Source organism: Paraburkholderia sp. HP33-1 (assembly GCF_021390595.1).
Taxonomy (GTDB): domain Bacteria; phylum Pseudomonadota; class Gammaproteobacteria; order Burkholderiales; family Burkholderiaceae; genus Paraburkholderia.
Genome location: NZ_JAJEJR010000002.1, coordinates 2,240,210 through 2,259,434, shown reverse-complemented (window position 1 = coordinate 2,259,434; position 19,225 = coordinate 2,240,210). Strand labels below are relative to the sequence as shown.

At 63.7% G+C, this 19,225-nt stretch carries 17 protein-coding genes and 2 pseudogenes; 11 read left to right on the top strand and 8 right to left on the bottom strand.

Annotated features, from left to right (window positions below):
- Positions 1 to 2 precede the first annotated feature (2 nt).
- Positions 3 to 707, bottom strand: a complete 705-nt coding sequence (gene pcaH / locus L0U81_RS26220) for a protocatechuate 3,4-dioxygenase subunit beta (protein WP_233807413.1) — start codon at positions 705 to 707, stop codon at positions 3 to 5.
- A gap of 111 nt (positions 708 to 818) precedes the next feature.
- Here pcaH and pcaQ point away from each other — a divergent pair, with 111 nt between their 5' ends.
- Positions 819 to 1,841, top strand: a complete 1,023-nt coding sequence (gene pcaQ / locus L0U81_RS26215; protein WP_233807411.1) for a pca operon transcription factor PcaQ — start codon at positions 819 to 821, stop codon at positions 1,839 to 1,841.
- A gap of 180 nt (positions 1,842 to 2,021) precedes the next feature.
- Positions 2,022 to 3,149, top strand: coding sequence for a 4-hydroxyphenylpyruvate dioxygenase family protein (locus L0U81_RS26210; RefSeq protein WP_233807409.1), 1,128 nt, complete (start codon positions 2,022 to 2,024; stop codon positions 3,147 to 3,149).
- A gap of 1 nt (position 3,150) precedes the next feature.
- On the opposite strand, the gene L0U81_RS26205 is transcribed toward L0U81_RS26210, so the two are convergent.
- A complete protein-coding gene (locus tag L0U81_RS26205; RefSeq protein WP_233807407.1) occupies positions 3,151 to 4,083 on the bottom strand; it encodes a LysR substrate-binding domain-containing protein in 933 nt (310 codons plus the stop codon).
- Positions 4,084 to 4,208: 125 nt separating this feature from the next.
- Here L0U81_RS26205 and L0U81_RS26200 point away from each other — a divergent pair.
- The 4 genes and pseudogenes from L0U81_RS26200 to L0U81_RS26185 all read left to right on the top strand — a co-directional run.
- Positions 4,209 to 4,610 (top strand): annotated as a pseudogene (locus L0U81_RS26200) (DUF1338 domain-containing protein); the annotation flags it as partial.
- Between the two features lie 126 nt (positions 4,611 to 4,736).
- On the top strand, positions 4,737 to 5,612 hold the full coding sequence (locus L0U81_RS26195; RefSeq protein WP_233807405.1) for a site-specific integrase: 876 nt from the start codon (positions 4,737 to 4,739) through the stop codon (positions 5,610 to 5,612).
- 21 nt (positions 5,613 to 5,633) lie between these two features.
- Positions 5,634 to 6,803: an IS91 family transposase gene (locus tag L0U81_RS26190; RefSeq protein ID WP_442793451.1), complete on the top strand. Its 1,170-nt coding sequence runs from the start codon at positions 5,634 to 5,636 to the stop codon at positions 6,801 to 6,803.
- A gap of 350 nt (positions 6,804 to 7,153) precedes the next feature.
- Positions 7,154 to 7,789 (top strand): annotated as a pseudogene (locus L0U81_RS26185) (2-oxoadipate dioxygenase/decarboxylase family protein); the annotation flags it as partial.
- Positions 7,790 to 7,817: 28 nt separating this feature from the next.
- On the opposite strand, the gene L0U81_RS26180 reads toward L0U81_RS26185, so the two are convergent.
- The 3 genes from L0U81_RS26180 to L0U81_RS26170 form a co-directional block, all read right to left on the bottom strand.
- Positions 7,818 to 8,453 (bottom strand): helix-turn-helix domain-containing protein, encoded by a 636-nt coding sequence (locus tag L0U81_RS26180; RefSeq protein WP_233807403.1) that lies wholly within the window; start codon positions 8,451 to 8,453, stop codon positions 7,818 to 7,820.
- A 187-nt stretch (positions 8,454 to 8,640) separates the two neighbouring features.
- Positions 8,641 to 9,036 carry a RidA family protein gene (locus L0U81_RS26175; RefSeq protein ID WP_233807401.1) on the bottom strand — a complete coding sequence of 132 codons (396 nt, stop codon included), beginning with the start codon at positions 9,034 to 9,036 and terminating at the stop codon, positions 8,641 to 8,643.
- Positions 9,037 to 9,113: 77 nt separating this feature from the next.
- Positions 9,114 to 9,935, bottom strand: a complete 822-nt coding sequence (locus L0U81_RS26170; RefSeq protein WP_233807398.1) for an isocitrate lyase/PEP mutase family protein — start codon at positions 9,933 to 9,935, stop codon at positions 9,114 to 9,116.
- A gap of 107 nt (positions 9,936 to 10,042) precedes the next feature.
- On the opposite strand from L0U81_RS26170, the gene L0U81_RS26165 reads away from it, so the two are divergent.
- Positions 10,043 to 10,354 (top strand): DUF4148 domain-containing protein, encoded by a 312-nt coding sequence (locus L0U81_RS26165; protein WP_233807396.1) that lies wholly within the window; start codon positions 10,043 to 10,045, stop codon positions 10,352 to 10,354.
- Between the two features lie 175 nt (positions 10,355 to 10,529).
- Here the strand turns inward: L0U81_RS26165 and L0U81_RS26160 are convergent, their stop codons facing one another.
- From L0U81_RS26160 to L0U81_RS26150, 3 genes are all read right to left on the bottom strand, one after another.
- Positions 10,530 to 10,844: a DUF4148 domain-containing protein gene (locus L0U81_RS26160; protein WP_233807394.1), complete on the bottom strand. Its 315-nt coding sequence runs from the start codon at positions 10,842 to 10,844 to the stop codon at positions 10,530 to 10,532.
- 191 nt (positions 10,845 to 11,035) lie between these two features.
- Positions 11,036 to 12,121, bottom strand: a complete 1,086-nt coding sequence (locus L0U81_RS26155) for an aldose epimerase family protein (protein ID WP_233807393.1) — start codon at positions 12,119 to 12,121, stop codon at positions 11,036 to 11,038.
- Positions 12,122 to 12,155: 34 nt separating this feature from the next.
- A complete protein-coding gene (locus L0U81_RS26150) occupies positions 12,156 to 13,376 on the bottom strand; it encodes a XylR family transcriptional regulator (protein WP_233807391.1) in 1,221 nt (406 codons plus the stop codon).
- A 270-nt stretch (positions 13,377 to 13,646) separates the two neighbouring features.
- Between L0U81_RS26150 and xylA the strand changes: the two genes are divergently transcribed.
- From xylA to L0U81_RS26130, 4 genes are all read left to right on the top strand, one after another.
- Positions 13,647 to 14,969 (top strand): xylose isomerase, encoded by a 1,323-nt coding sequence (gene xylA / locus L0U81_RS26145; protein ID WP_233807389.1) that lies wholly within the window; start codon positions 13,647 to 13,649, stop codon positions 14,967 to 14,969.
- A gap of 128 nt (positions 14,970 to 15,097) precedes the next feature.
- Positions 15,098 to 16,126 (top strand): D-xylose ABC transporter substrate-binding protein, encoded by a 1,029-nt coding sequence (gene xylF, locus L0U81_RS26140; RefSeq protein ID WP_233807387.1) that lies wholly within the window; start codon positions 15,098 to 15,100, stop codon positions 16,124 to 16,126.
- Positions 16,127 to 16,221: 95 nt separating this feature from the next.
- Entirely contained in the window at positions 16,222 to 17,781 is a 1,560-nt protein-coding gene (xylG, locus tag L0U81_RS26135) for a D-xylose ABC transporter ATP-binding protein (RefSeq protein ID WP_233807385.1), read from the top strand.
- Positions 17,778 to 18,977 (top strand): sugar ABC transporter permease, encoded by a 1,200-nt coding sequence (locus L0U81_RS26130; protein ID WP_233807383.1) that lies wholly within the window; start codon positions 17,778 to 17,780, stop codon positions 18,975 to 18,977. Before xylG ends, L0U81_RS26130 begins: the two co-directional genes overlap by 4 nt.
- Positions 18,978 to 19,225 lie beyond the last annotated feature (248 nt).

Genomic DNA, 19,225 nt, shown 5'->3' with positions numbered 1-19,225 from the left:
GCTTAGCGCTCCATCGGGGTTTCGTTCGGGCCGCGCAGCACGATGTCGAAATCGTAGCCGAGCGCATAGGCCTCTTGCGTGGTGTCGAGCGAGAACTTCGAGATCATGCGCTCACGGGCTTGCTCCGGCGTGCCCTGGTAGATCGGGTCGAACGCGAGCAGCGGGTCGCCAGGGAAGTACATCTGCGTGATGAGACGCGAGCCGAAGTGGTTGCCGAACAGCGAAAAGTGGATGTGCTGCGGACGCCATGCGTTCGGATGGTTGCCCCACGGATACGCGCCCGGCTTGATGGTCAGGAAGCGGTAACGGCCTTCGTTATCGGTGATGCAGCGGCCCGCGCCGAGGAAGTTCGGGTCGAGCGGCGCGTCGTGCTGGTCGGCCTTATGAACATAGCGGCCGGCGGCGTTGGCTTGCCAGATTTCCACGAGCGTGTTGCGCACCGGGCGGCCGCCTTCGTCGAGCACGCGGCCCGTCACGATGATGCGCTCGCCGAGCGGCTCGCCGTTGCGTACCGCGTTACGGGTCAGGTCGTTGTCGAGCGCGCCGAGGTCGTCGGTGCCGTAGACCGGCACGCGCTGGTCGCGCAGCCGCTCTTTCAGCGGAATCAGCGGACGCGTCGGACCGCGTTTGACCGACGAACCGTATGGCGGATAGATGTACTCGGGATGCGACGCAAAATCGCGCGGGGAGAGAATTGAATCTTCCATGAGGTGTCTCCGTTGGAGGAATCGGGGGATGCGACGTTATGGCACGCACTTTATACAAAGCGAGCGGTTATGAAAAATGACGTTTTTGCCCGTTTCGTATAACCTTCTGTTATGCAACGCAGTCTCGCGGATAGCCGCGTCAAATTTCGTCATCTCCAGTGCTTTCTGGCCGTCGCACAGTTCGGCAGCGTCCAGCGGGCGGCGGACAGTCTTTCCATCACGCAGCCGGCGGTGTCCAAGACGGTGGCCGAGCTGGAGTCCATTCTCGGCGTGAAGCTGTTCGAGCGCGGCCGTCACGGCGCGGTGCCGACGCGCGAGGGACAGCTTTTCATGCCGCACGCGAGCGCTTGCGTGAGCGCGCTGCGTCAGGGCGTCGATCTGCTTGCGCGCGCCGAGGGCGCGGCCGCCGCGACGCTCGAAGTCGGCGTGCTGCCGACCGTCGCCGCGGTACTGGTACCGCCTGTGCTCAGGCAGTTCTCGGCGCAGTGGCCGCGCGTGATCGTGCGTCTCGCGACCGGCGCGAATCCGGAATTGCTCGAACACCTGAAAGCGGGCTCGATCGAAGTTGCGATCGGCCGGCTCGCGGACCCCGAACGGATGGTCGGACTGAGCTTCGAGCAGCTCTTCACTGAGCCGCTGATCGCGGTCGTGCGTGCCGGGCATCCGCTCGCCCAAGGGACGGCCTTGCCGGCCACGTCGCTGGAGGAATTTCCGATCGTGCTGCCGCCGTTCGGCACGCTGATCCGCCAGTCGACCGAGAGCCTGCTCAGCGCGTGGGGCGTGCCGCCGTTGTCGGCGTTCGTCGAGGTGTTGTCGGTATCGACGGGGCGCGCGCTGGCACTCGAAAACGGCGCGGTGTGGTTCACACCGCAAAGCGCGGTCGAATACGAGCTCGCGCACGGCATGCTGGTGCGTTTGCCGCTGCCGTTCGCGGGCACCGGCGAGCCGGTCGGGCTGATTCGTCGCTCGGATACGCAGCCGTCGGCGGTGGGACGCGCGTTCATCGAGGCGGTGCGAGAGGTCGCGCGGGGCAGAATGGCGGCGGTGTCGGGGAAAGAGGCGGGCAAAACCGCAGGTAAATCCGCCGGCAAAACGGCGCACAAAGGCAGCCGAGGCGATACGCCGCTCGAGTGATACGGCGGCCCACCGCGTGCATGCCGCCGGGCACCGGCCGGTGTGCCGTTCGATCGATGAACCAAATAGTACAAAATGACGGTTGCGAATGCCCCGCGACCCGGTGTAAAAACACGGTGCGAACGCCGCGGCAGCCCGTTTTTGCTGCGGCACACCGAAAGACCGTACAAGGAGATTGCCATGCCCAGCGACCTGCCCACTCCAGAGGCCGCGCAGCGCGCCGTGCTGGCGCCTGAGCACAATCCGCTCGGCACGGCCGGCCTCGAGTTCGTCGAGTTCGCCGCGCGTGACCCGAGGGCGCTTGGCGAGACCTTCACGCGGCTCGGCTTCAAGGCGATCGCACGTCATATCAGCAAGGATGTGACGTTGTACCGTCAGGGCGAGATGAATTTCCTGATCAACGCGGAACCTGACTCGTTCGCGTCGCGCTACGCGGAGGAATATGGGGTCGGCATCTGCGCGATCGGGATTCGCGTTGCCGACGCGCAGCGAGCGTTCGAACGCGCGGTGGAGCTCGGTGCGTGGGAGTTCGAGGGCGAGCGCCTCGGCGCGGGCGAGTTGCTGATCCCGGCGATTCAGGGCATCGGCGATTCGCACATTTATTTCGTCGATCGTTGGCGCGGGCGCGGCGGTCAGCGCGGCGGCCTCGGCGATATCTCGATCTTCGACATCGACTTCCGGCCCATCGAAATCGACACGGCCGAAGCCGATCTGAATCACACAGGCAGCGGCCTGATCGCGGTCGACCATCTGACGCAAACCGTTGGCGAAGGCCGCATGCAGGAGTGGATCGACTTCTATCGCGACCTGCTGAATTTCCGCGAGATCCATGAGCTGCACGCGAACTGGCACGTGTCGGCGGAATCGCGCGTGATGGTGTCACCGTGCGGAGCGATCCGCGTGCCGCTCTACGAGGAGGGCACGCGCCGGACCAACCTGATGCACGAGTATTTGCCCGATCATCCGGGTGAAGGCGTGCAGCACATCGCGCTCGCCACTGACGACATCTTCGCGTGCGTCGAGCGTCTGCTCGCGAACGGTGTCGAATTCGTCGAGCCGCCGCCGCGCTACTACGACCAGCTCGATGCGCGTTTGCCGGGCCACGGACTCGATGTCGAGCGACTGCGGCGCACGCATGTGCTCGTGGATGGCGAGATCGGCGCGGACGGCGTGCCGCTGCTGTTTTTCCAGACCTTCGTGCGCCGCCGCGCCGGCGAGATCTTCTTCGAGATCGTGCAACGCCAGGGGCATCATGGCTTCGGCGAAGGCAATCTCGCCGCCTTGGCAAAGGCGCGCGCGGGCAGCTGACTCACGCCCTCTCGGGCTGCTGCGCCAACTCCGGATAAATCGCGCCGTACGAGGCCGCCTCGCGCAGCAGCCACTCGCGGAAACTCGCGAGCGGTTTGCCGTGACTCAACTCGGTCGGATACACGAGGTAGTACGCGGCGTCGGCGACGGCGGGTGTGTCGAACGGAATCACGAGACCGAACTGCTTCAACTGCGTGTCAACGAAAAAACGCGGCACTAGCGCAATGCCGAGTCCGGCCGCAGCCGCGCTGATCAGCATCGTGTGCAGTTCGTAGCGCACGCCCTGCATCGTGCGGTTGTCGTCGACGCCGAGACTCGCGAACCAGGTCGCCCAGCCATCGGGGCGCGTCGTCGAATGCAGCAGCGGATAGTTGAGCAGTTCGGCGGTGTTGCGGATCGGACGCTTGAGCAGACTTGCCGCGCACACCGGCACCACGTCCTCGCAGAACAGAAAATCCGACGATGTACCCGGCCACGTCGGCTTGCCGTAGTGAATCGCCGCTTCGAAATGCGTGTCGGCGAACGGGAACGTCGCGGTGCGCACGCCCATGTTCACGCGCACGTCCGGGTATTGCTCGTTGAATGCAGCCATGCGCGGAATCAGCCATTGCGATGCGAAAGTCGGCAACACCGCCAGCTCCAGATAACCGCCGCCACTGCCGTGCGCGATGATCGACAGCGTGTCGCGATCGAGCTGTTCGAGCGAGCGTCGCACCTGTGCGCTGTAGACCTTGCCCGCGCGCGTCAGCATCACGCGTTGCTTGACCCGCACGAACAGCCGCACGCCGAGATTGCCTTCGAGCGTATTGATCTGTCGCGACACCGCGCTTTCGGTCAGGAACAGCTCGCGCGCCGCATGCGTGAAGCTCTCGTGCCGCGCGGCGGCTTCGAAAGCGAGCAACGCGCCCATGTTGGGAATCTTGAACTTTCGCACGTTAATTCCAAAAACGCATCAAGTGGCAAGTTTATCTCGCTTTACGATGAGCAAGCGCATTTTGAATAATCTCGCCCGTTATGAGGCGCCCGCGCGGGCGCTCAACGGATAGCGTGGAGAGCCGGATGCGAAACCTGAAGAATGCGAACGTCGAACAACTACTGCAAAAGCTGCTGGGCGTGGAGAAGACCGCGCGGCTCTTTGCAACGCTCAATCATCCGCATGTGCTTCACGAGTGGGAGAGCGGCAGCGTCACGCGCGCCGAACTCGCGCAGGCGATGAACATGGCGCTGTTCGACGATCTGATCGCGCGCTCGGAGAACGGCCGCCGCTACACGGAGGAAACGGTCGCGGCCGGCGGCAGCGTTTACTTCGATCACGGCGCGCTGCGCACCGTGCGCTGGACGCACAGCGGCGCGCTGCCGCCCGGCGAGGCGGCGTTCGCACGCATCCTGCGGCCGCTCGGCTTTCGCATCAACGGCCGCTATCCGCTCGATCGTCTCGGCATGACCGGCCGCGCATGGGCGGCGGACTAAACCGCTCGCGCGGTAGGGGCTACGGTCAGACGCCGGTGGTCAGGGAGAGGCCGGCATCGCGGTTCCGTATGTTGGCGAATGAGGCAATCCGCCTCGTTCTCCAGCAGGAGCCGAATCATGACCTCCTCACAGTCAAACGTCAGTCCGCTGCGCCAGCGCATGATCGACGACATGCGCATGCGCCAGCTTGCCCCCAAGACGCAGGACATCTATCTGCACATTGTGCGTGAGTTCGCCCGGTTTCTCGGGCGCTCACCTGACACGGCCACCGTCGAGGACCTGCGGCGCTACCAGCTCTATCTGGTCGACCACGGCACCTCGGCCGTGTCCCTGAACCATGCGATCACCGGCCTGAAGTTCTTCTTCACAGTCACGCTCGACCGGCCCGAGCTGATGGTCAGGATGCAACCCGTGCGCGTGCCCCGCGTATTACCCGTCGTGCTCAGCCCCGATGAAGTGCGGCGGCTCATCGAGGCCGCCGGCAACCTGAAGCACCAGACCGCGCTGTCGGTCGCGTACGGCGCGGGGCTACGTGCCAGCGAAGTGGTCGCGCTGAAGGTCACCGACGTTGACAGCGAACGCATGACACTGCGTATCGAGCAGGGCAAGGGCCGCCGTGACCGCTACGCCATGCTCTCGCCGGTGCTGCTTGAGCGTCTGCGTGTGTGGTGGCGCGTGGCCCGTACGCAGGGCAGGATGCTCGATGGTGGGTGGCTGTTTCCCGGGCTCGACCCGCTCGATCCATTAAGCACGCGACAGCTGAACCGTGCCATTCATGCCGCCGCCGAGGCTGCGAACATCGACAAGCGCGTGTCCATGCACACGCTGCGCCATAGCTTCGCGACACACCTGCTCGAACAGAAGGTGGACATCCGCGTGATCCAGGTGCTGCTCGGCCATGCGAAGCTCGAGAACACCGCGCTCTACGTCCAGGTGGCCACCGACCTGCTGCACGAGGTCACCAGTCCGCTGGACCGTCTGCCCTCCGAGTAGGCCCGCGCGCTGTCACGCCTCATGCTGGAGGTTGCGGACATCTTCCGCAGCCACGGGCCAGCGTGGCGAGCCACGGCACACCTGAGCCTGGGGCAGCTGAAGGTCATGTCGGCCATCGAACGGTGCCGCACGGCGGCACTGGGCGGACATGTGCTGCGCTGTTCAGGCTGCGCAAGGTCAGAGGTGTCCTTCAACTCCTGTCGCAACCGGCATTGCCCGAAGTGCCAGGCCAGCGCCGCACACCGCTGGCTGGAGGCACGCCAGGCCGACCTGCTACCCGTCGAATACTTCCACGTCGTCTTCACGCTGCCCGCGCCCGTCAGTGCGATCGCCTGGTACAACAAACGGATCATCTACGGCCTGCTGCTCGACATCGCCGCCGACACGCTGCGCACGATCGCCGCCGATCCCAGGCATCTCGGCGCCCAGATTGGCGCCACCCTCGTACTGCACACCTGGGGCTCGGCGCTCACGCATCACCCGCATGTGCACGGCATCGTCCCCGGTGGCGGGCTGTCGCCTGACGGTGAGCGCTGGATTGCGTGCCGGCCCGGCTTCTTCCTGCCCGTGCGCGTGCTCTCACGCCTGTTCCGCCGGCGCTTCCTCGAAGCGCTCGAAGTGGCCCACCGGCATGGCCAGCTGCAGTTCTTCGGCGAGTACACCAGGCTCGCTGATCCCGCTTCCTTTGCCCGGTGGCTTGCGCCGCTGCGTAGCTGCGAATGGGTGGTCTACGCCAAGCGCCCGTTCGCCGGACCGAAGGCGGTGCTCGAGTACCTCTCCCGCTACACGCACCGCGTCGCCATCTCCAACCAGCGCCTGATCGCCTTCGATGAGCGTGGCGTGACGTTCCGCTGGAAGGATTACCGTACGAAGGGACGCACCCGCTACAAGACCATGACGCTGGAGGCCGGCGAATTCATGCGCCGCTTCCTGCTCCATGTGCTGCCCGGTGGTTTCCATCGGATCCGTCACTACGGGCTGCTCGCCAACCCGGTGCGCCGCGCCAGTCTCGCGAAGGTGCGCGATCTGCTGCACGTCGCACCCGGGGTCAGCCCGTCACCGCACGACACCGTCATCGCAGTCCGGACCGTGTTCATCTGCCGGCGCTGCGGCGCACCGATGATCGTCGTCGATATCCTCGCGCGCAGCGCCCCGATCCGCGCACCACCGATGTGCCGGGGTCAGACATGAGCGCAACGGTTCCCCGATATCTGAACCGACCGTCGGCTTTGCGGCAACGCGGCCCACGAGCGGACGTTTGCGCCTGGCGCTTCGCAAAGCGCCTCCCTCGTCTGCTTCACCATCGTGATTGCCCGACAGCGCCGCTTCGCTACGGCTTCCGCGCCTGTCCAGCATCCCGCCTGGCCGCACCGCATCCGACATCGCTGAGCATCCTGACCTATCAATCGCCATAGCGGCGAGTTCCGACCACATCGGAGCACTCCGCGGTTTCCTCCATCGGGTTTATTCGACGCCTGCCGGCACGCGCGGAAGCATTCACATTCCTGCGGCCGATGGCAGGCATCGAATAAACCTTAACGCATGACGACGCGCCCGACGAGATCGCGCAGTTCTTCGTCAGCGAACTGCATCCGGAGCGTTTCTCCGCGGCATTCCAGCAGGCGGTGACGAACGTGATCGGTGCGTCGCGCGATCCGTTGACGCCGCGCGCCAATGGCCTCTTGTGGGAACTCGAACGCGACGGCGTGCTGCCGCTCGATGCAGCGCATGAGTTGCTACCGGTGATCGTGGGCGCGTTCGCGCGTCAGCACGAGATGCCACGCGAAGCCGACTACGAAGTATTGTTGAAGGAATCGGCGGAAATGGCGTGGATCGCGACCGAAGGTAACGCGTTCAATCATGCGACCGATCGCGTCGCGGACGTCTTCAAACTGTCGGACGACGAAAAAGCGAAGGGTCGTCCGATGAAGCCCGAAGTCGAGCATTCGCGTTCCGGGCGCGTGTTCCAGACCGCGTATCGCGCGGATATCGTGCGGCGCGAATTTCGCGCGGCCGATGGCAGCGTCGTCACGCGCGATGTGCCCGGCTCGTTCTACGAATTCATCACGCGCAAGCGCAGTTTCGATCAGGACGCGCGCCGCTGGGAAACGGACCTGCGGTTCGACGCGGGCAACGCACAGGGCATCTTCCGTATGACCGCAAGCGAGGCGGCCTGAATGCATACGGCGGCGCGCTGAGCGCGCGCTATTTCTTCGTCGAATCGTTCGCGGCCGACGGCGTGTGCGAAAGGTCCGCATTGGTCGCCATCCACAACACTTCGGCGTCTTCCTCGCTGGTCGACACGGCCGCGTGACCCGTGCGGCTGTCGAAGTAGAGGCTGTCGCCCGCGTTCAGATGTGTCGGCGCGTACAGCTCCGAATAGAGGCAGACGCTGCCGCTGATCACATAGAGAAACTCCTCGCCCTCGTGGCGGCCCCAGTCGTCGAATGCGTCGAGCGTGTGCGCCGAGATGCGGATGCGAAACGGCAGCATCGCCTTGTGCGCGAGGTCGGTGGCGAGCAGCTCCATCTGATAGCCGCGATACGCGTGGCGTTGGCCTTCGTTCTTGCGCGTCAACGCGCGCCGGCCGCTGGCGCTGACCTTCGGCGTCGAGCCGAACAGTTCGCCGATTTCGATCTTCAGGCCCAGCACGATTTTTTGCAGCACGTCGAAAGTGGGGGACATCAGGCCGTTTTCGACTTTCGACAGCGTCGAACGAGAGACACCGCAAAGGCGGCTCGCGGTTTCGAGCGTCAGATCCTGCGCCTGACGGGCGGCGCGCACGCGCCGGCCGAGATCGGTGGAGGACGTGTCGGCGGATTTGGTGAGATGGGTGTCCATGAGGCTTGCCGCTGTTCGGGTGCGCGCTTGATCGGAGCGAATGATGTTTCCGATCATAACATTTGACGCGACGGAAGCCTTTGTGCGCCAGTTCAGACGTTCACGTGCTTTTCTCATCGGAAACGCTGGGCATTCCGGCGATTTCGACTCGGCCTGCGAACGCCTGGGTGCGCAGTCTGCCGGCAGCCTATCTGACGGCCGCGACGCAATCGATCTCGATGTCGAAATGCCCCGGCCATGCGGGCACGTTGACGAAAATGCGCGCCGGCGGATCGACCGGAAAATAGCGCGTGTAGATCGCGTTGACCGCGGCGAATTTCTCGACCGATGTGCAATAGATGTTGCACTTGAGCACGTGATCGAGCGACGAGCCGGCTGTTTCCAGACACAGCTTCATCTGCTCGAGCACGAGTTCGGTCTGCCGTTCGATTGGCGCGTCGACCGGTACTCCGGTCTCGGGATCGAACGGCGGAAGGCCCGACACGTAGACCGTGTCAGCGTGACGCGTGACGGCGCAGGCCGGCGCTTTCAATTTTTCGAGGTACGTGGACAACGGTTCGACGCGAATGATTTCGCGAGCCATGGCGATCTCCTGCTTTAGAGGTGTCCGCTTGCGCAGCGGGGGGAGGGAACCTGCGCGGTTCGGGGCGTTCGGGTGCTTCACGCATCGCGAGTGAAAAGCGCGTTGAGTTGCGTGCCCGCCGCCGCGCCGGAAAAGTCGAAACGGCCATCGTCCAGCGCCTGAGCGGCCTGCATGAAACCACCCCACGCCGCGCGCGCGAGCCCGCCGCCGACGCTGATTCGCCGTACACCGAGCGCGGCCACATCCTGCAAGGTCAGATTCGATGTCGAGCCGATCAGCAGATTGACAGGCTTCGGCGCGACGGCCGCGACCACCGCTTCGATCTGCTCGCGCGTCTGGATGCCGGGCGCGTACAGGCAATCGGCGCCCGCCGCCGCATAGGCCTTCAGACGCGCGATCGCGTCGTCGAGATCGGGCTTGCCGGCGACGAAATTTTCCGCGCGGCCGATCAGCAGCGTGTCGCCGCCGTTCTGATCGATCGCACGGCGCGCCGCGCTGAGCCGCTCAACGGCGACGTCGACCGGAAAGAGCGGCGCGGCGGGGTTGCCGGTCGAGTCCTCGATCGACAGACCCGCGACGCCCGTTGCCACCGCGAGCGTCACGCTTTCGGCGACTTCTTCCGGATCGCGGCCGAAGCCGCTTTCGAAGTCGGCATTGACCGGCAGATCGGTCGCATCGACGATCGTCCGCAGGTGCGCGAGAATCACCTCGCGCGGCAGCGTGTTGTCCGCATGCCCGGTCGACCACGCAAAGCCGGAACTCGTGGTCGCGAGCGCCTTGAAGCCGAGCGTGCGCAAAAAGCGGGCGCTGCCTGCGTCCCACGGATTGGGCAGCACGAAACAGCCAGACGAGTGCAGCGCGCGGAAAGCGGCGCGTTTTTCAGCGGCGGTGCGGGGCATCGCATTTCTCCTTGGTCTGTATCGACTACATGGTTGATGAAATGAGTGGCGACTTTCGCCGGCGTTTCGAATAATTCAAGGGTTGCCTGACCGCAAGGAGACACGAAATGAACATCGCAACGCAGATGCGGTCGATTCTTGCCGCGTTGGTGCTTACGCTCGTTGGCTGTGCCACGGACGGCGGGAACGGAGGCGCCCAAACACATCTCAGCGCAACGCAATGCCGCGACCTGACCGACCTCAGGAACAAGGCACCCGCCACTCACGAGCGAAGCATGAGCGAACTGGCGGCGTTGCAGCAAGCGGGCTACCACCCTGAGCGACGCTTTGATCCTGATTATCCGGCGAGTCTCGAGCGCGCGCAGCGCAAGGTGGAGATCTGGTATCAGTCAGAATGCCCGCAGGCGCGGTCTGGCTGAGTTGGCAGTAGCGGCACGTTCCCGATCGCCGTATAAACGCAAAAAGCGAGCGCATGCTTTGAAAGCATGGCTCGCTTCATCTCAGGTCGAAACGGCGAAAATCACACAGGCAAAAGAGGTTATTAACTCACCGATCTTTCCTCGCCAGCGTCGCTTGCAATACGTTCGCCGGTCTTCACTGACCGTCCGGATTGACCCACAGCGGATGCTGGCCGGGGCCGGATTGCGACGATCCGCCCATCGGCGACCCATATCCCGAAGTGTCGCCCTGGCCCTTCGCGTTCATCGCGGAGACGCGCGCCTCGGCCGCCTGAATGTCCGCGGGATACTGGGCATCGAATGCGGTGGCCGGGTTATAACCCGCCCGTTCGAGTTGCTGCACTTCTGCCTTGACTTCGGCGCGCGTGATCGGCTGTTCCGATTGTGCGAACGCCGCGACTGGAGCGGCGATCACGGCAGCGAGCGCAACTGCCTGGATAAGCGATTTCATGATGTTTCCCTCCGTAGTTGTCTGTCCAGCACCGCGGCATTGCGGGTGCCATGGACGCAGTCTAGGAGCGAGCGCATTCGGGGAAAACCACTAGTCGACTAATTCAGTATTGCGGAGAACAGGCAGTCGGCGAGCTGTAATCTCGTTTTCGCCGTTTTCGTAAAACAGTGGAAAAGCGCGTGTCAATATAGTCACACACCTTTGCGCACATCGACGCGGTAAGTCGTGATTTGCCGGTAAGTATCACCGGGTCGCACGATCACTTCGTCCTGTCCGGTCATATTGACCTCGTTCGGAAAACCGCCCGCCTCGAGGCACAAACCGGCGTACCGTTGATAGCGAACGCCGCCGCGTCCCGGGTTGCCGTTCAGTGCGTTGCCAGAGTAAAACTGCAGGCCCCGTTGATCGGTCGCCACGGTCAACTCGCGTCCGCTGCCCGGATCGTATGCGCAGGCGACTTCGCGCAGTGGCGGCGTAGCGTCGTTGGTGCCAGCATCAGGCGCCGCACGCAGTACGTAGCAATGATCGAAGCCACCGGCTCGCGCGAGTTGCGCATGCGGCCAGTCGAGCCGGCCGCCGATCGGCGCGCTCTGCCGGAAGTCGAATGCGTTGCCCGCGACGTCGGCGAGATTGCATGGAATCAGCGTCGCGTCGACTTCGAAAAAGCGCTCGGCGTCGATCGACAGCACGTGGCCGCGAATGTCGGTGCCCGCGCGCCCGGTCAGATTGAAGTATGGATGGCTCGTCAGATTGAGTGGCGTCGGCGCGTCCGTGATCGCTTCATATCCGATCGTCAGCGTCCCGTCATCGTCGAGCGAATAGCGCACCTGCACGGTCACGTTGCCAGGAAAACCAGCATCGCCTTCAGGCGACTCGAGCCGCATCAGCAACGCGCCGTCGTCCTCGCTGACGTCCCACAACGCGCGATGAAATCCGATCGTGCCGCCATGCAGCAGGTTCGGACCTTCGTTGCGATCGAGCGTGTACTCGATGCCGTCGAGCGAAAAGCGCGCGCCCGCAATGCGATTCGCCCAGCGGCCGATCAGTCCGCCCATGTAGGTCGTGGCCGCCACGTATTCGGCGGGCGTGTCGTGGCCGAGCAGAATATCGCCGAGACGTCCCGCGCGATCCGGCGCATGCCACGAAACCAAGGTCGCGCCGAGGTCGCTGATGGCGACTTTCATGCCGTGCGCGTTGCGTAACGTGTAGAGCCGCACGCGATCGCCGCCCGGTAGCGTGCCCCACGGTTCGGAAGAGAGTTGTGCAATGCTGATCATGTGGTCAGTGCGAAGAAAAAATAGAAAAGCACGCTCAGCCAGTGGTCTTCGTCTTCGGGCCCACGCGCTCCTGGTATTCGCGCGGCGTGCAGCCGAGTTCGCGGCGAAATACCGCGTACATGTATTGCAGTGACGTGAAGCCGCAGCGAATCGCGACTTCCGCGCTCGACGCGTCGCGTTTCGCAAGCAACGTCTTGGCGACGTCGAGCTTGTGGCGCAGGATTTCCTGATGCACCGTGCATTGAAGCTCGCGCCGGAAATACTCTTCGAGCGACGAGCGCGACACGCCCACATAGTCGGCCACCTGCTCGGTGCGGATGCCCTGGCACGCATACTGACGAATGAAATGCCGTGCGCGCATCACGTAGGGACTCGCGAGCGGTTGATGCCGGGTCGATTCGAGCACGTTGATGCCGACCGGCGGCACCAGGATGCGACGCCCCGGAAAGCGCGCGCCGTGCAGCATCTGATGCAGGATGTGCGCGGCCGTGCGGCCCATTTCCTCGGTGCCCTGAATCACCGACGACAGCGGAATGCGCGTCAGCGTACGCGTGAGCGGATCGTTGTCGATGCCGATGATGGCGACTTCCTCGGGCACCGGAATGCCCGCGATCAGACACGCCTGCAACAGGTGCCGCGCCCGCGCGTCGGTCACCGCGATGATGCCGACCGGCTTCGGCAGTTGCCGCAGCCATGCGGTGAGCTGTTCGATCGCCTGGTTCCAGGACGGCGCGCTCGTCGACAGACCGCGATAGATCTCGCTATCGATCTGCGCGGCGCTGCGCCCCTCCGCACTGCGCAGATGCGCGAATGCGAGTTCGCGCTGTTGCGCCCAACGGTTTTCCTGTGCCTGCGGCAGGCTGTACAGCGCGAAGTTTTCGAGACCCGCGCCGATCAGATGCGTGTACGCGAGCGACACGAGCTTGCTGTTGTCGGTCGCGATATAGGGTAAATCCGAAGGGTACTGCGTCGGATCCTCGTACGACGAACCGACGGCGACCACCGGCAGCGGACAGTCGCGCAGGGCTTCGTCGACGGCGGGGTCGTCGAAGTCTGCAATGATGCCGTCGCCGTCGAAGCGCTCGATACCCGCGAGCCGGCAGCGAAAGTCCTCTTCGAGGAAAAGGTCCCACGCGACGCGCGTCGACAGCAGGTAGTTGCCGATGCCGGTGATGATCTCGCGGTCGTAGACCTTGTTCGCGTTGAACAGCAGCGCGATCCGATGGGTTGTCTGAGGTGCTTGTGGACGGGTCATGGCGGTAAGCGGCGTGCGGGTCAATGGACCACGCGCCTTTGTCTCCATCGTGTCGGGGGCTGGGAGCAACACCGTTTTTAAGCGTCCGGTTATTCTAGGCGCCGAATCGCGGGACGGCAGTATACAAACGCGCGGGCGGTAAGAAACATCAAGCGTGCTGCGCAATTTCGCAATTGCCGACACATCATGCAAGCGGCAGCATGGCGTCACTTTGTCGGCCGGCGCGGCATGATCGCGCGGGTTGCAATGCAGCATACATGGGAGACGCCGATGTCCTACTTCGAACACATTCCCGAGATTCGTTATGAAGGCCCGCAATCGGACAACCCGCTTGCATACCGTCACTACGACAAGAGCAGGAAGGTCCTCGGCAAGACGCTCGAGGAACATCTGCGTATCGCCGTGTGCTACTGGCATACGTTCGTGTGGCCCGGCGTGGATATCTTCGGTCAGGGCGCCTTCCGGCGGCCGTGGCAGCAACCCGGCGACGCAATGGAGCGGGCGCTGCAAAAGGCCGACGCCGCGTTCGAATTCTTCTCGAAGCTCGGCACACCCTACTACACGTTCCACGATACCGACGTCTCGCCCGAAGGCGCGAGCGTGAAGGAATACAGCGAGAACTTCCTGCGCGTGTCCGACTACCTCGCGCGCAAGCAGCAGGACACCGGCGTCAAATTGCTGTGGGGCACCGCGAATCTGTTTTCGAATCCGCGTTACGCAGCCGGCGCCGCAACCAATCCGAATCCGGAGGTCTTCGCATTCGCCGCGACCCAGGTGCGCCATGCGCTCGACGCGACGCTGCGCCTCGGCGGCGAAAACTACGTGCTGTGGGGTGGCCGCGAAGGCTACGACACGCTGCTCAACACCGACCTCGTGCGCGAACGCGAGCAGTTTGCGCGCTTCCTGCACATGGTGGTCGACCACAAGCACAAGATCGGTTTCAAGGGTGCGCTGCTGATCGAGCCGAAGCCGCAGGAGCCGACCAAGCATCAATACGACTACGACGTCGCGACCGTGCACGGCTTCCTGCTGCAACACGGCCTCGATAAGGAGATTCGCGTGAACATCGAGGCGAATCACGCGACGCTCGCGGGCCACTCGTTCCATCACGAGATTGCGACCGCGTTTGCGCTCGGCATTTTCGGCAGCGTCGATGCGAATCGCGGCGATCCGCAAAATGGCTGGGATACTGATCAATTTCCCAATAGCGTCGAGGAATTGACGCTGGCCTTCTACGAGATTCTGCGCCACGGCGGCTTCACGACCGGCGGCATGAACTTCGATGCGAAAGTGCGGCGCCAGAGCGTCGATGCGGAAGACCTGTTTTATGGCCACATCGGTGCGATCGACAACCTCGCGCTCGGCCTTGACCGCGCGGCGGTACTGGTCGAAAACGAGCGCCTCGATCAGTTCAAGCGGCAACGCTACGCGGGTTGGGATGGCGAGTTCGGCCGCAAGATCCTGTCCGGCGAGTATTCGCTCTCGACGCTCGCGTCGGACACGCTGGCGCGTGATCTGAATCCGCGGCATGTGAGCGGGCAGCAGGAGCAAATGGAAAACATCGTGAATCAGGCTATTTATAGCGGACGTTGAATAAAGATCGCGCGGCCACGTTGACCGCGCGCACCAGCAAGCAGTGGGTTTTCGCTTGTTCGAGTCTGCGGCTCGCAGCGCAGACCGATACACCCGGCATTCCGGATATCACAAACAAGGAGACAAAAATGAAGTTCGCAATGCGTCGTAACGTACTCGGTTCGCTGCTATGCGGCGCGGTACTCGCCAGCCTGTCGCTCGCCGCACCGCTCGCGCACGCCAGCAAGGATCATCCGGAAATCGGCTTCTGTATTGACGATCTGCGCGTCGAGCGCTGGTCGCGCGACCGCGACTATTTCGTCGCCGCGGCGGAAAAACTCGGCGCGAAAGTGTCGGTGCAATCGGCCGATGCGAGCGAGGAGCGTCAGATCTCGCAGATCGAAAACCTGATCTCGCGCGGCGTCGACGTGATCGTGATCGTGCCGTTCAACTCGAAGACACTCGGCAACGTGGTGGCTGAAGCGAGAAAAGCGGGCATCAAGGTCGTGTCGTATGACCGCCTGATTCTCGACGCCGATGTCGACGCCTATATCTCGTTCGACAATGAGAAGGTCGGCGAAATGCAGGCGCAGGGCGTCTACGACGTACGGCCGAAGGGCAACTACTTCCTGCTCGGCGGCGCGCCCACCGACAACAACGCGAAGATGCTGCGCCAGGGCCAACTGAAGGTGCTGCAGCCCGCGATCGACAAGGGTGACATCAAGGTGGTCGGCCAGCAGTGGGTGCCGGAGTGGAGCGCATCGACCGCGCTGCGCATCATGGAAGACGCGCTGACCGCGAACAACAACAAGATCGACGCCGTCGTCGCGTCGAATGACGGCACCGCTGGCGGCGCGATCCAGGCGCTCGCCGCACAGGGCCTCGCAGGCAAGGTACCGATCTCGGGTCAGGATGCCGACCTCGCTGCTGTGAAGCGCGTCGCGGCCGGTACGCAGACGATGACGGTCTACAAGCCGCTGAAGCTGATCGCGGGCGAAGCGGCGAAGCTGTCGGTTGCGCTTGCCAAGGGTGAGAAGCCGGGGTTCAACGCGCAATACGACAACGGCAAGAAGAAGGTCGATACGGTGCTGCTGCAGCCGACCAAGCTGACGAAGGCCAACCTCGACGTCGTCGTGAAGGACGGCTTCTACACGCAGGAACAGCTCGCAAGCAAATAAAACGAAGACGGGCGCGATGTCAACGCCACGCTCCGGGGTCATCGCACCCAGGAGCGTGGTCGAACATCGGCCCACCTTGCAGCGAGGCATAACGAATGACGCAACCTCTTCTGACGATGCGCGGCATCGTCAAAGCTTTTTCCGGCGTGAAGGCGCTAGACGGCATCGATCTGACCGTGTCGCCGGGCGAATGCGTGGGCCTGTGCGGCGAAAATGGCGCGGGCAAATCGACGCTGATGAAGGTGCTGTCCGGCGTTTATCCGCACGGTACGTGGGATGGCGAAATAACCTGGGAAGGCGAGCCGCTAAAGGCCGCGAGCGTGCGCGACACCGAACGCGCGGGCATCATCATCATTCACCAGGAACTGATGCTCGTGCCCGAGCTGTCGGTCGCGGAGAACATCTTTCTCGGCAACGAGATCACGCTGCCTGGCGGGCGCATGAACTACGCGGCGATGTATCAGCGCGCCGACGAACTGCTGCGCGAACTCGGCATCAGTGGCATCAATGCCGCGCAGCCGGTGATGAACTACGGCGGCGGTCATCAGCAACTGATCGAAATCGCGAAGGCGCTCAACAAGCGCGCGAAGCTGCTGATTCTTGACGAACCCTCGTCGTCGCTGACCGCCTCCGAAATCGCGATTCTGCTCGACATCGTGCGCGATCTGAAGCGGCGCGGTATCGCGTGCGTGTACATCTCGCACAAGCTCGATGAAGTCGCCGCCGTTTGCGACACGATCAGCGTGATTCGCGACGGCCGCCACGTCGCGACCGAGCCGATGCACGCTCTGACCACCGACCGCATCATCTCGCTGATGGTCGGCCGCGAGATCAAGAACCTGTTTCCGCGCGAGCCGCATCCGATCGGCGACGTGATCTTCGAGGCGCGCAACGTTACCTGTTTCGACGTGACCAATCCGCGCCGCAAGCGTGTGGACGACGTGTCGTTCTCGTTGCGACGCGGGGAAATTCTCGGCGTCGCGGGGCTCGTCGGCGCAGGCCGCACCGAGCTGATGCAGGCGATCTTCGGCGCGTATCCTGGCATCAGCGAGGCGAACGTCGTGCTCGACGGCAAGCCGTTGAAGATTCGCGCGCCGATCGACGCGATTCGCGCCGGTATCGCGATGGTGCCCGAGGACCGCAAGCGCCACGGCATCGTGCCGGGCCTGAGCGTCGGCCATAACATCACGCTTGCCGTGTTGCAGCGGTTCGCGTCGGGCGGGCGGATCGATTCCGCGGCGGAGCTCGACACGATTCATACGGAAATGAAGCGGCTTTCCGTGCGCGCCGCGAATCCGATGCTATCGATTGCAAGTCTGTCGGGCGGCAATCAGCAGAAGGCCGTGCTCACGCGCATGCTGCTGACCAACCCGACGGTGCTGATCCTCGACGAACCGACGCGCGGCGTCGACGTCGGCGCGAAATACGAAATCTACAAGCTGATCTTTCAGCTGGCGCAGCGCGGCATGTCGATCGTGATGGTGTCGTCCGAATTGCCGGAAGTGCTCGGCATCAGCGACCGTGTGCTCGTGATCGGCGAGGGCGAATTGCGCGGCGACTTCGTCAACGACGGTCTCACGCAGGAAGACATCCTGGGCGCCGCGATCCGGCCTGTGCATCTATCTTCGAACCCAACCGTAGCGAGTGCCGCATGACTCCCGAAGTAACTTCCCAACGGACCGACAACGCCGTGCCGCGAGACGCATTCGGCGGCACGCAACGGATCCAGCAACTGTTCGCGCGCTACAAGATTCTCGCGCTGCTGATTGCCGTCGCCGTGATCTGGATTTTCTTTTCCGCGCTTACTCATGGCGCGTTCGTCACGCCGCGCAATCTGTCGAATCTGCTGCGGCAGATGTCGATTACCGGCATGCTCGCGTGCGGCATGGTGTTCGTGATCATCGCCGGTGAAATCGATCTGTCGGTCGGTTCGCTGCTCGGACTGCTCGGCGGCGTCGCGGCGATTCTCGACGTGAACCGGCACTGGCCGATCGGCGCGACGATACCAGTCGTGTTGCTGCTCGGCATCGCGGTCGGCATGTTCAACGGCTGGTGGTCGACGTATCGGCGCGTGCCTTCGTTTATCGTCGGGCTCGGCGGCATGCTCGCGTATCGCGGCATTCTGCTCGGCATTACAGGAGGATCGACCATCGCGCCGGTGTCGGACAGCTTCGTGTTCGTCGGCCAGGGTTATCTGCCGCGGCTCGCCGGTGACACGCTCGCAGTCGTGCTGTTCCTGCTGCTGGCATTCCTGACGATCCGCCAGCGCGCGAACCGGCAGCGTTATCAGTTGCGCGTCGTGCCACTCTGGCAGGACGTCGCGAAGGTGATCGGCGCGGGTGCGATTCTCGCCGGCTTCGTCGCGATGCTCGACAACTACGGCGGCATTCCCGTGCCGGTGTTGCTGCTGCTCGCGCTGCTCGGCATCTTCACGTGGATCGCGACCCAGACCGTATTTGGACGCCGCATCTACGCGGTCGGTTCGAACCTCGAAGCGACGCGGTTGTCGGGAGTCAACACCGACCGCGTTAAGCTCGCGATCTTCGCGCTGATGGGGCTGATGTGCGCATTCGCCGGCATTGTCAACACCGCGCGGCTCGCGGCCGGTTCGCCGTCGGCGGGCTCGATGGGCGAACTCGATGCGATCGCCGCGTGCTTTATCGGCGGCACGTCGATGCGTGGCGGCTCGGGCACCGTGTACGGCGCGTTGATCGGCGCGCTCGTGATGGCGAGCCTCGACAACGGCATGTCGATGCTCGACGTCGATGCTTACTGGCAGATGATCGTGAAGGGCGGCATTCTCGTGCTGGCCGTCTGGATCGATGTGGTGTCGGGTTCGAACCGCCGTTGATCTGATCGCCCGATCGATTCAAGCGCAAGGTTCGCGATGTGCCGGCGGTGGCTTCCGCCGGTACATTGCTGCCCATGCGCTTCGCAGTTAATGAAGCGCCCCACGACTTTCCCTCGCCGCTTTCGATCCCCGCCTATCCGCGCCGCGCGGCCACTTGAGCTTCGCGCCCGCATTTAAGTCTCACGCTGGCCGACCCGTCTTATTACTATTCGCAAACAAAGACGGGTGCATCGGCGCTGTCGCCGTTT